The organism is Corynebacterium sp. HMSC073H12 (assembly GCF_001837775.1).
Classification (GTDB): Bacteria; Actinomycetota; Actinomycetes; order Mycobacteriales; family Mycobacteriaceae; genus Corynebacterium; species Corynebacterium amycolatum.
This window is the reverse complement of record NZ_KV834023.1, coordinates 101,971-113,813: the sequence shown is the minus strand read 5'-3', so window position 1 is coordinate 113,813 and position 11,843 is coordinate 101,971. Positions and strand designations below refer to the sequence as shown.

Sequence of the window (11,843 nt, the reverse complement as noted above, 5' to 3'; positions counted from 1 at the left end):
GGAGGAGGGCGTCAGTGGGCAAACCGATTACTTCGATTGGAAGTCAATAACCAGGCGGTTCGGATTGCTCAACGAGAAAACCTTGAACGGGGTCTTATCTCCCTTGAGCCCGACGACATACTGAGTCTGCCCCTCGAAGGTTCCGGCACCGACGACTTCCTTAATAACGGAAGTCGATGTCGGCTTGACTGGGTCAGAGGGGAAGTCCTCCATCTGGAAATCAAAGGGGTAGCCCATGCCCCGCAAGTCGATTACCAGCTTGGCTGTACCGTCGACAGAAATCGGCTTGCCGGAGCCCTGCTGGGTTGGGACATCCTCGTAACGGACGAAGTATCCCGGTGTGCCCTCGCCGGTGAGTTCAAAGACAATGCGGTCATAGCCGTCGTGGGAACCGACGCGGACATCTTGAATACCCAAGTAAGCGCCATCGGAAGGAGCAGCTTCTGCGGAGGAGCTAGTGAAATCGCCCTCCGGAGCAGCATCGTCATCCATGGTGGTCTGCGCCGCCGCAGACGAGCTAGTGGAGCTGCTAGAGCTGCTCGACAAATCGGAGGTGCCAGCGGTTGAGTCAGTTTTCATAGACAGTGCAGCAGCCGAGTCTGAGGAGGAGTCAGAGGAGCAGGCACCGAGAGCTAGGCCCAATGCGAGGCACAGGGATGCCGCGATACGGGTACGAGTGCGCGAAGCATCCAGCGATTTCGTATTCATACGTCCGACGGTATGTGCGCAGTTGTGGAATTTCAACAAGCTGAACTGTAAAAGCCGAGGTCAAAAGTATTTGTTGTCAAAGTGTTGCACAATAGTAATAAAACAGGGGTGAACGCTGCGACCTAAGACCCAATCGCAGAGGCGCTCAATTACGCTTAGGCGTATGAGCCAGGCCAAATTTGATACCACCTGTTCCGCTCAGATGACTGAGCCGCTTCCCGGTACCGCAAAAGCCGGAAAGCTCTTTATTGCGTTGGAGCACCAACTCGGTTGGTCGCACGATATTTTTGACGGCGGGGTATGGGGAGCAGGGATCACCGGTCAGGTGGAAGCCTGGTTGTCTGAGCGCGGTGGCGCGTTGCAGCTAATTCGCAAACCAGGCCGAATCGGCCAGCAGCCGTGTGATGGCGTTAACGTCTATATCGCGCATTGCGAGTCAGCGGATGGCTCTGAGGTTTTCCTCGAACATCGCATGGTTGCCGATGTTGAAGACCTGATGACTCTGGATATCCGGCTTGGACAGCCCACTGAGGGGGCCACTCGTCTAGACCATCCACTGTTTCTCATCTGTACGCACGGTAAGCGCGATCGTTGCTGTGCGATTAAAGGTCGCCCGCTCGCTGCGGCGATGCACAACCTCTACCCAGAGGCCGTGTGGGAAACCTCGCACTCTAAGGGGCACCGCTTTGCGCCGGCTAGCGTACTGCTGCCATGGAATTACAGTTTTGGACGTCTGAGTGCGGTGGACGCCAAGGGGGTTATCGAAGACGCTCAGCGGGGCATCGTGCATGCAGAGGGCTGCCGCGGCCGTGGTATCTACACCCCGCAGGGGCAGACAGCCGAGTTGGCTGTGCGTCGTCAAGCAGATGCGTGGGGCGTAGACGACGTCGCACGCGTTGACGTCGACGGTACGGCTGCAGTCGTCGCGCTTTACGACGGCCCCAGCGACCGCGACAAGGTCGTGGAATACGAAGTGGCCCTGGAGAAAATCACCACGGAAGGCGTTGTGTCTTCCTGCGGTGATGCTCCAGGGCCAAAGAAGGGCTGGGCTGCGGTCGAGGTGACCCGCCGCTAGCTAGTGGCTAGCTAATGTGTGCGGCTACCTGCGCATAATCTTCTTGGAGAGCCAGTTGCCGAAGATCTGCGCCAACTGGACGATGAAGATGATGACCAGGGTCGTCACCAGGGTGACGTTCCAGTCAAATGCCTGGTAGCCGTAGGTGATTGCGAAGTTGCCCAGTCCGCCGCCGCCGATGTAGCCGGCCATAGCCGACATGTCGACCACGGCGATGAATGCGAAGGTGTAGCCAAGTACCAGTGGGCCCAGTGCCTCCGGCACGACGACCGTGCGGATGATGCGCCACGGACTTGCGCCCATCGCACGGGCGGCCTCAATCACGCCGGGGTCGATGGACATCAAGTTCTGCTCCACCAGGCGCGCGATGGCGAATGTGGCGGCAATCGACATGACGAACACCGCGGCTTCGGTGCCGATCGTGGTGCCGACCACGTTCTTTGTCAGTGGGCCGATGGCCGTGACCAAGATGATGAACGGGATTGGGCGGACAAAGTTAATCAGGACATTGAGGACCTGGTAGACAAACTTGTTGCGCAACACGCCACCGTCGCGGGTGGTGTAGAGCAGCACGCCGATTGCCAGACCTGCGACACCACCAATCAGCATGGCGACACAGACCATGTAGAGCGTCTGGCCGAATGCCTCGCCCAGCATTGGGCCGAGGCTATCCCAGTTGGTGTCCTTGCCACTCACCGATGGCAGAGAGTTTAAGAGACCGATCATGATGCAAGCTCCTCTACCTGTGTCAGTTCGGAAATAGCAGCAATGGCGGCATCGAAATCAGAGGAATCCGAGGCGGAATCACCTGTCAGCGGAGTCAACCGCAAAGTAAGGCGACCGTAGGACTTCGCCTGCACATTGGCGACTGCACCGTGTGCCACCGAGGCGGCGACACCGTTGGCACTAGTGGCCTGTGCCAGGGCACCGAGGTCAACACCGTCATTGATAGTGATGGTGACCAGGCGAGCCGCTGCGCTCTCGGCAGACTGATTCACCGAATCGCGTTCACGGCCAATCGGAACATCGCGCAGCGCGGTGGTGGCGAAGCGACGGCCAACCTCAGTCTTGGGATTGGCAAAAACCCCGTGGACCGTACCAGTTTCGACGATGTGCCCATTTTCCATGATGGCCATGCGGTCAGCGATACCGCGCACAACCGACATGTCATGGGTAATCAGCACGATAGTGACACCCATTTCGCGATTGATGCGGCGCAGCAGGTCCAGGACGCCGGAAGTTGTTTCCGGGTCGAGGGCCGAGGTGGCTTCGTCGGCAAGCAGGAGCGTCGGTTCGGTGGCGAGCGCACGGGCGATGCCGACACGCTGCTTCTGTCCACCCGAGAGCTGCTCTGGGAAGGACTCCGCCTTGTCGCCGAGGCCGACGAACTCCAACAGCTCCTGGGCGCGAGCGCGGCGCTTGGCCTTCGGCATACCGGCCAGTTCCAGCGGATATTCAACGTTGCGAATCGCGTTGCGCGAATGGAAGAGGTTGAAGTGCTGGAAAATCATGCCGATATTGCGGCGCAAGCCCCGTAGCTGGCGCTCAGAGATGCCGACGATGTCGGTATCATCTAGCAAAACCTGCCCGGAGGTTGGCTTTTCCAGGCCGTTAATCATACGGATGAGCGTTGATTTACCAGCGCCGGAATAACCGATGACACCGAGGATTTCGCCGGGTTCAACGGTTAGGTTGATGTTGGCGAGCGCGGTGACGTCGCCGAATTGCTTGTTCAGCTCGCGGAATTCGAGCTTCGTTCCCCTGTTGGTCACGAATGAATCAGTGCCCCTTGGTCTGTGTTCCCTGGTGTTGGGCGGTACTTAAGTGGCAGTGGCGTTAGTTCTGCTCGCGCTGCTGCTCTTCGACGCGGTCCAAAATGTCCTGCAGCTCCTTAGCCGAACGGTCAACCGGAACCGAGGTGCCCTTGGAGTCCTCTGCGACTGCGTCCTGGACCTCCTTGGAGTGCCAGATCTTGGAGAGCTCCGCGTACTTCGGGTCGTCAGCATTTTCAGCCTTGGTGACAAAGACGTTGATGTACGGCTCTGCCTCCGTGGAGTTCGGGTCATCCTGGAAGATGGCGGTATTCGGGTCGATGCCGGCGCGGTCCAGGAAGGAGTTATTAATAATGGCAGGCTTGCCCTCGCCGTAAGCGGCCGGGGTCTGAGCGGCATCCACTGGCAGGACCGTGACTGTGGAAGCTTCCTTATCGATGTCGGCCGGGGACGGAGTCAGCAGGTCATCCTGCTTCAGCTTTAGCAGGCCAGCCTGAGCCAGCACGTTAATAGCGCGCCCCTGGTTGGAAGGGTCGTTCGGGATAACGACCTCGGTGCCCTTCTCCAGCTCATCAACCGACTTGTGGTCCTTCCAGAACAGAGCCAGCGGGACAATCTCGCTCGAACCAATCGGAGTCAGGTCCGACTTAGCGCCGACGTTGTACTCGGCCAGGAACTTGATGTGCTGGAAGAGGTTGACGTCGAGCTGGCCCTCATCGAGTGCGCGGTTCGGGGTCTGGTAGTCGGAGAAGTTCTGAACATCCAGATCAATGCCCTGCTCGGAAGCCTTCTGCTCGAAAACGGTCCAGGCCTTCTTGCCGGCATCCGTGGTGCCGATGCGAATGGCATCATCCGAGCTGCCACAGGCAGTAAGGCCGGTTGCGGCGAACGCGACAGTGAGTACACCGGCGGAAAAACGCTTGAGGTTCATCGAGGGGTCTCCTTATTTAATGGGATTTGTTAGCTGAAGTTTTAAGGCAGAACTAGACCAAGCTGTCTTTAATTCTGGGGTTAAGGCTAGCACTTGCCCAGGTAGTGCTGAAAATTCAATTTCAGCCTAAACAGTCGAGCGTGGCTGAGGTGTGACTTACGGATGTGTCCCGGGGGTGGCGCTTAATGCAGATATTAATCGAAAATACGTTTGAATGCGGTCCGTGGGATGGGTTAATGTTCGTGGCATGGAAAACATCTCGGGCGGGCAGTCGGAGCAGTCCGGTCGGCCACTGAGCTGGTCGCGGATTGAGCGTATTCTATCGGGCAAGTTTTCAGGAAAACTACAGCCTAATGGTAGCTTCAACGGCTGGCGGGGACAGTTGTCAGATTCCATCGTTGGGGCTTTTGAAGCACCGGAAAGCGGTGCTGGTGGCAGAGGTGGCATGTCATTTACGTCTGCGGACATTAAGGCTGAATTGCACTGCCGTTCGAGTTATTCGTTCCTGCATGGCGCATCGGATCCGGAAGAGTTAGTGTCCGAAGCTGCGCGTTTGGGGTTAAACGTGTTGGGGCTGACAGATCGCGATGGTTTCTATGGAATCGCTCGTTTTGCCGAAGCTGCAGCAGAGGCGGGTATTGCCACAATCATCGGCGCGGAGCTGGGGCTTCCGCAGCGGCCCCTCACGGTGCTGGGGCGGGGGCCCGAGGGCTATCGGCGCCTGAGCCACGCGCTGTGTGATGCGCATATGTCGGCGGGGGAAAAGTCCGTCGTCCGCTATCCCTCGCTGCCAGAGTTGGGGAAGGCTGCAGGCGGTTTCTGGCAGGTGCTTGCCGACGTCAGCTGGGTCGGCGACTTGGAAGAGCTCATTGCGGCCTTCGGTGCGGAGAACGTGGCGCTCGAGCACCGCGTGAGCCCCACCTCGCAGGCGGCCGATGACGCGGAGGCGATTTCAGCCGCAGCTGTGAAGTATGGCCTGCGGGAGGTGGTTTCCTCTGCTGCGACGTCGGCTTCGCCTGCGACAAGCCGGTTGGCTGGGGCGAAGCAGGCCCTTGCTGTGCGGGAGGACTTAGACGGGTTCGAGTCACGACTGGAGCCGGCAGGCGGAGCTTGGTTGCGTTCGTGGGAGGAGCTAGCGGCGGCAACACGGTATCTGGGGGCGCAGGTGCTGCAGGCAACACAGGACATTGCAGGTGAGTGTGCTTTTACGCTTGACCTCATTGCGCCTGAGTTGCCTCGCTGGGAAGTGCCAGAGGGCCACGATGAGGACTCCTGGCTGCGGGAAATTGCCCGTGCGGGGGCACGGCGGCGGTATGGTCCGGTCGATGGAGCTGGGGACGGCTCCGTGCAAGCGCGGGCGTGGGCGCAGTTAGAACATGAGCTGACTGTGATTCGAGAGCTGGGCTTTCCGGGCTACTTCCTCATCGTGCATGACCTCTGTGAGTTCTGTCGCCGGGCGGGAATTCTGGCGCAGGGGCGCGGTTCGGCCGCTAACTCGGTGGTGTGTTTTGCGCTGGGGATCACCAATGTTGACCCCATTAGTGCCGGGCTGTTGTTCGAGAGGTTTTTGTCGCCAGAACGGGATGGTCCGCCGGATATCGATGTAGACATCGAGTCTGGGCGTAGGGAAGAGGTTATCCAATACGTCTATGAAAAGTATGGTCGTGACAATGCCGCGCAGGTAGCCAATGTCATTACCTACCGGCGGCGCGGCGCATTGCGCGATGCGGCACGGGTGTTGGGATACTCGCCGGGCGTTATCGATGCGTGGGTCAGAGACCGGGAAGCGTGTCCGCCGGAGCCGGTGCGGCAACTGGCGGAGCAGCTTCGTGGGCAGCCTCGTCATTTAGGCATTCACTCTGGCGGAATGGTGATTTGTGATCGGCCGATTGCGGATGTCGTGCCAGTGGAATGGGCACGCATGGAGGGGCGCTCAGTAGTGCAGTGGGATAAGGATGACTGTGCGGCAGCGGGACTGGTGAAGTTCGATCTGCTTGGCCTCGGAATGCTGGAGGCCATCCACCATTGCATTGACTTGATCTATGAACAGCATGGGCGCCGAGTGAACCTGTGGGAAATAGATGTCGCTGAACCGGAGGTTTACGAGATGTTGGCACGCGCGGACGCGGTGGGCGTGTTTCAGGTGGAATCGCGCGCGCAGCTGGCCACCTTGCCCCGACTGAAGCCGAGGGAGTTCTTTGATCTGGTGGTGGAGGTGGCACTCATTCGCCCAGGCCCCATTCAAGGCGGTAGCGTGCACCCCTACATTCGCCGCCGAAATGGGCTCGAACCGGTGACCTATGAGCATCCGGTGTTGGAGAAGTCTCTCGGGAAGACACTGGGCATTCCGCTATTTCAAGAGCAGCTGATGCAAATGGCCGTCGATGCGGCGGGTTTCAGCGGGGCGGAAGCGGACTCGCTGCGCCGCGCTATGGGGTCGAAGCGCTCAGTGGCCAAAATGGAAGCGCTCCATGCCCGTTTTCTGGCTGGGCTGGAGCGCACCAGTGGCATTGATGCGGATATTGGGGAACAACTGTGGAACAAGGTAGTGGCCTTTGCCGCCTACGGTTTCCCTGAATCACACGCGCAGTCGTTTGCCTCCTTGGTGTATTTCTCGGCCTGGTTTAAGTACCACTATCCGGCGGAGTTCTGTGTAGCGTTGCTCCGTGCTCAGCCCATGGGGTTTTACTCTCCGCAGTCGTTGATTGCCGATGCCCGCCGGCACGGTATCGGCTGCGATGGTCCGGATATCGCAGTTTCAGGCGTGGAAGCCAGCGTCATCGATGGGCGCATTCGCTTAGGGCTCGGTGCCATCTCCGGTGTGGGCAATGACGTGGCGGAGCGCATTGTCGCAGCGCGGCCATTTGTCGACGCAGCAGATGTCGCCCGCAGAGCTCGGCTGGGTGTTGGGCACATGGAAGCACTGGCGCGCGCAGGGGCACTTGGGTCGCTGGGGATTGACCGTCGTCAAGCACTGTGGGCGGCGGGCGTGGCGGCAACGGAAAGTGAGGGCATGCTGCCGGGGCTCACGCTTGCCGACGCACCTGCGTTGCCCGGCATGACGGAGTTTGAGCTGGCAGCCGCTGATTTGATGGCAACGGGCGTGACCCCAGGGCAGTACCCGGTGGCCGCGTTGCGGGCAGACCTGCAGGAACGTGGAGTGGTGCCTGCGGCGGAACTGAAAGCAGTGCCCGACGGAACACGGGTGGAGGTGGCGGGAGTCGTGACGCATAGACAACGTCCGGGGACCGCTGGCGGAGTGACATTTTTGGGCATGGAGGACGAAACTGGGCTGGTGAATGTGCTGTGCACGCCGGGGCTGTGGAATCGATTTCGGCCGGTAGCGGTGAATTCGCGGGCGATGGTGGTGCGCGGTATCGCGCAGACAGCCTCTGGTGCGGTGACAATCGTGGCCGATCGTCTGGTGGATATGTCCGAGGCTCTGGGGCGGCCGGTGGTAGCAGGTCGAAGTAGAGATTTTCGCTGACTATTAGAATGGATTGTCATGCGCCAGACCTATGAATCCTCGTTAGCGCCGGATGGGAGTGCGATTGCCTTCATTGTCCGCGATAGCGGCTACCCGCATGCAGTACAGCAGGAGATTACTCCGGAGGGGCTAGGGCAGGAACGCCCCGTGAAACTGCCGGTGGAAGGCCCGGTCACCAGGGTGCTGCACTCCCCGGATGGAAAGTGGATTGCCTGCGAGGTCTCTCCATACGGCACGGAGCGACTGCAGACCTGGCTGGTATCCACCGATCCGGAGGTCGACGGTGCCCGACCCCTGCGCATGGATGCGGATATGCGCGCAACACTGGTGGAATGGGATAACGATTTGCTAGCGATGAACGCGGTCGATGCCCAGGGCATTAACTATGCACGTTTGGTCAACCCGACAAACTCAAAGTATGAGGTCATTGATAAACGCACTGACAGCCAACTGGTAGCGGCTGAAAGTGGGTTTGGCCTCGTGCGGGTGGGGCCGCGAGGCCACCGTGAACTACTGCTAGTCGGGCCGGGGCAGCAGTGGCAGCCGCTGTTGCCATCCGATCCTGGCTCCACCACGGATGCCGGTGTCTTATTGGCGCATCCGGGGCAGGAGAAACTGACCGCATTCGTGCTCTCAGATCATGGCGCGGAACAGCGTCGCATCCTGCGCCTGGGTATTACTCCCGACAGCGGTATCAGCACCACTGAGCCGCGTACAGCGGAATCGACCGCAGCGGAGATTTTGGATATGAAGATCGGCATCGAAGTTGATGTCGAGGAGTTCATTGGCAATCCGGATCAAGACGTCGAAGAATTCGTCATCAGTGAGGATTCCTCCACTGCGGCTGTGCTGTGGAATAGCGGTGGGGTCAGCACGCTCGAGGTGCTAACCCTTGGCCTTCACCCGCAGACTGACGACATGCGGGTGATGGTGCGCCGCAATGTGGAATTGCCGGGCATGGTTGCGCGCGAGCTGTCAATCTCCGGGGACGGTGAGCTGATCTCCCTGACAGTAGAAGGGCCAGGCCTTGCGCCAACGGTGGAGATTCTGCGCAATATCGGTGGTGTCATTGAGCCATTGGATATGGAACGCACCGAACGGATTTTGGCTCTGGAAGAGAAAAATCTGGAGACTATGCCGGCCCCAGAGCTGGTCTACTTTGTCTCCCGCGATGGGCTGGAACTGTCTGGCTGGCTCTACCTTCCGGAGTCGGTGCGCAATAGTTCTAATGACGTTTCCGGAAACGCACTACCACCGGCTTTCATCCACATCCACGGTGGCCCAGAACTGCAGGCGAAACCCATCCACCACGATGTTCTAGCCAGCATTGTGGAGGCGGGCTTCGTGGTGTTCACTCCTAATGTGCGCGGTTCCTCGGGGTCCGGTAGATCATTCGAGCACGCGGGCGACCGCTATGGACGCTTTGCCGCTATTGCGGATATTGCAGCGGCGCGTGCCTTCCTCGTTGATGCCGGGTTGGCGGACCCGGAACGCATTGCCCTGGGCGGGCGATCCTACGGTGGCTTCATGTCGCTGTTGGCCTCGGCATGGTATCCGAATCAGTTTGCTGCCATCGTGGATGCCTGCGGAATGACAAGTTTTGAAACCTACTACCAATCCACAGAACCCTGGTTGGCGCAGGCCGCGTTCCCTCGATACGGCTACCCGTACCAGGATGCTGAGCTCCTGCGCGACATCTCGCCACTGCACCGTGCGGAGGAAATGAAGGCTCCAACCCTATTCATCCACGGCGAGTGGGATACCAACGTGCCTCCGCGAGAGTCCGGTCAGATGCGCAACGCCATGGACGCCTATGGTGTGCCCACTGATTTTCTGGTGGTTGAGGGAGAGGGCCATAAGTTCTCGAAGCCGAGGAGCCGAGCGCTCATCGGTGAGACCATCATCGCGTTTTTCGCCGAGCACGGCGTGTGTGATGCGGTGCCCAGCGCGTCAACGGCAGTAGAAACCAATAACGAGCAGTAATAGAAGCAGCGGAAAAGAACTGACGGAAGAAATGAATAGCGCCACGACCGAGCCGACGAACGCCGAGCCAACCAACTCCACAGACTGGATTAAGAGCCACACCTGCCACGTGCTTTTTGACCGGCCTGTCATCCCGCCGAACACCGGAAACGCTATCCGCATGTGTGCGGGCTCTGGAGCTATGCTGCATCTGGCCAAGCCACTGGGGTTCAACTTCGATGACAAAAATCTGCGTCGCGCCGGGCTGGATTACCATGACCTGGCAGATGTGCGTATTCACGATTCCATCGATCAAGCGTTGGAGACCTTTGCCAGCCAAGGGTGCCGCATCTTTGCCTTTACCGCACACGCTGACACTTGGCACACAGACATTGAGTACACGAACACCGATGTACTGCTCTTCGGCCCGGAGCCAACCGGGTTGGAACAGTCAGTGCTCGATGATCCGCGAATTACGCAATTAATCCGAATTCCCATGCTGCCCGCTCGTCGCAGCATGAATCTTTCCAACGCCGCTGCAGTGGCTGCTTATGAAGTCTGGCGTCAGCAGGGCTTTATGGGCGGTAAATAGGGTCAAAGGCGAGGGCGGTTACAGGGCGTTTCTGGGCATTATTCGCTCCTGTGCCTAAGATAAATGCCATGGCAGCGACAAAGCTTGATGGCAAACTCTACCGAGACGAAATCTTTGAAGACCTGGAAAAGCGCGTTGAGCGCTTGAAGGAAGCCGGCTACACCCCGGGGCTGGCCACCGTGTTGGTTGGTGATGATCCAGGCAGCCACTCTTACGTCAAGATGAAGCATCGTGACTGTGAGCAGATTGGTATCGCCTCTATCCGCCGTGATCTCCCAGCTGACACCACGCAGGAAGAACTCGAGGCAGTAATCACCGAGCTGAACGAAAGCCCGGAGTGCACAGGCTATATTGTTCAGTTGCCACTGCCGAAGCACCTGGATGAAAACCGTATTCTGGGCCTCATCGACCCGGAGAAGGACGCCGATGGCCTCCACCCGGTAAACCTGGGCAAGTTGGTCCTCAACGAGCCAGCACCACTGCCGTGCACCCCGAACGGCTGTATCCACCTGCTGCGTCGCTTCGGTGTCGAGCTCAATGGTGCAAAGGTTGTTGTTATCGGCCGCGGTGTCACCGTCGGTCGCCCAATCGGGCTGATGCTCACTCGCCGCAGTGAGAACTCCACCGTGACGCTGTGTCACACCGGCACCAAGGACTTGGCCGCTGAAACCCGTCAGGCTGATGTCATCATCGCAGCCGCTGGTGTCGCCCATATGCTTACTGCAGACATGGTCAAGCCTGGCGTTGCTGTACTCGACGTGGGAGTTTCGCGTGTCGACGGCAAGCTGGCCGGTGACGTTGCTGATGACGTCTGGGACATTGCCGGTTACGTATCCCCGAACCCAGGTGGTGTCGGCCCACTGACTCGCGCTTTCCTCGTACGCAATGTCGTCGAGCGCGCTGAAAAGCTCGCTGGCCTGGCCTAGTCAGCCAGGAGGAACAAGTCATGTCGAAAAGGGAAATTGCGCAGCGTGCCCGGCGGGAAGATCTGCCGGATCCAATGCTGAACCCGCATAGCCCGAAGACCCCGCCGCCGGGGGCATCGTGGCCAATGTGGGTGCAGTATACGATTTACGGCGCGCTCTTTTTCGGCATGTCCTCCTTCGTCGTGTTCCTGGGGCTGGAGCGTTGGCGACGCGCCACATTCATGCTGGGAAGCACAATGGTGCTGCTCGGTGTGGCTAGGCAGTACCTGCCGGACAGCATTCTAGGTGTGTTCTCTGTACGATCCCGGGCCTTTGACCTATGGTTTTGCTCCATAATCGGGATGGGGATTGTATTCCTCGCAGTCAGCGTGGATGCGCTGGGAAGCTAGC

Annotated in this window: 10 protein-coding genes; 6 read left to right on the top strand and 4 right to left on the bottom strand. The window is 59.2% G+C overall.

Annotated features, from left to right (window positions below):
• Positions 1-27 precede the first annotated feature (27 nt).
• Entirely contained in the window at positions 28-708 is a 681-nt protein-coding gene (locus HMPREF2708_RS00510) for an AMIN-like domain-containing (lipo)protein (RefSeq protein WP_070831024.1), read from the bottom strand.
• A gap of 163 nt (positions 709-871) precedes the next feature.
• Here HMPREF2708_RS00510 and HMPREF2708_RS00505 point away from each other — a divergent pair, with 163 nt between their 5' ends.
• Entirely contained in the window at positions 872-1,783 is a 912-nt protein-coding gene (locus tag HMPREF2708_RS00505; RefSeq protein ID WP_070831021.1) for a sucrase ferredoxin, read from the top strand.
• Between the two features lie 24 nt (positions 1,784-1,807).
• Here the strand turns inward: HMPREF2708_RS00505 and HMPREF2708_RS00500 are convergent, their stop codons facing one another.
• The 3 genes from HMPREF2708_RS00500 to HMPREF2708_RS00490 form a co-directional block, all read right to left on the bottom strand.
• Entirely contained in the window at positions 1,808-2,440 is a 633-nt protein-coding gene (locus HMPREF2708_RS00500; protein ID WP_224433327.1) for a methionine ABC transporter permease, read from the bottom strand.
• A gap of 65 nt (positions 2,441-2,505) precedes the next feature.
• Entirely contained in the window at positions 2,506-3,555 is a 1,050-nt protein-coding gene (locus HMPREF2708_RS00495) for a methionine ABC transporter ATP-binding protein (protein WP_070831018.1), read from the bottom strand.
• A gap of 64 nt (positions 3,556-3,619) precedes the next feature.
• On the bottom strand, positions 3,620-4,486 hold the full coding sequence (locus HMPREF2708_RS00490; RefSeq protein WP_070831015.1) for a MetQ/NlpA family ABC transporter substrate-binding protein: 867 nt from the start codon (positions 4,484-4,486) through the stop codon (positions 3,620-3,622).
• Between the two features lie 247 nt (positions 4,487-4,733).
• Here HMPREF2708_RS00490 and HMPREF2708_RS00485 point away from each other — a divergent pair, with 247 nt between their 5' ends.
• The 5 genes from HMPREF2708_RS00485 (at position 4,734) to HMPREF2708_RS00465 (ending at position 11,842) form a co-directional block, all read left to right on the top strand.
• Positions 4,734-7,973 (top strand): error-prone DNA polymerase, encoded by a 3,240-nt coding sequence (locus HMPREF2708_RS00485; RefSeq protein ID WP_070831420.1) that lies wholly within the window; start codon positions 4,734-4,736, stop codon positions 7,971-7,973.
• Between the two features lie 18 nt (positions 7,974-7,991).
• Complete coding sequence (locus HMPREF2708_RS00480) at positions 7,992-9,956, top strand: alpha/beta hydrolase family protein (protein ID WP_070831013.1); 1,965 nt, start codon at positions 7,992-7,994, stop codon at positions 9,954-9,956.
• Between the two features lie 31 nt (positions 9,957-9,987).
• The gene (locus HMPREF2708_RS00475) at positions 9,988-10,527 is read left to right on the top strand and encodes a tRNA (cytidine(34)-2'-O)-methyltransferase (RefSeq protein WP_070831010.1); all 540 of its coding nucleotides are present in this window, start codon (positions 9,988-9,990) and stop codon (positions 10,525-10,527) included.
• 68 nt (positions 10,528-10,595) lie between these two features.
• Positions 10,596-11,453, top strand: coding sequence for a bifunctional methylenetetrahydrofolate dehydrogenase/methenyltetrahydrofolate cyclohydrolase (locus HMPREF2708_RS00470; RefSeq protein ID WP_070831007.1), 858 nt, complete (start codon positions 10,596-10,598; stop codon positions 11,451-11,453).
• A gap of 20 nt (positions 11,454-11,473) precedes the next feature.
• The gene (locus HMPREF2708_RS00465) at positions 11,474-11,842 is read left to right on the top strand and encodes a DUF3017 domain-containing protein (protein ID WP_070831004.1); all 369 of its coding nucleotides are present in this window, start codon (positions 11,474-11,476) and stop codon (positions 11,840-11,842) included.
• The last annotated feature ends 1 nt before the right edge of the window (position 11,843 follow it).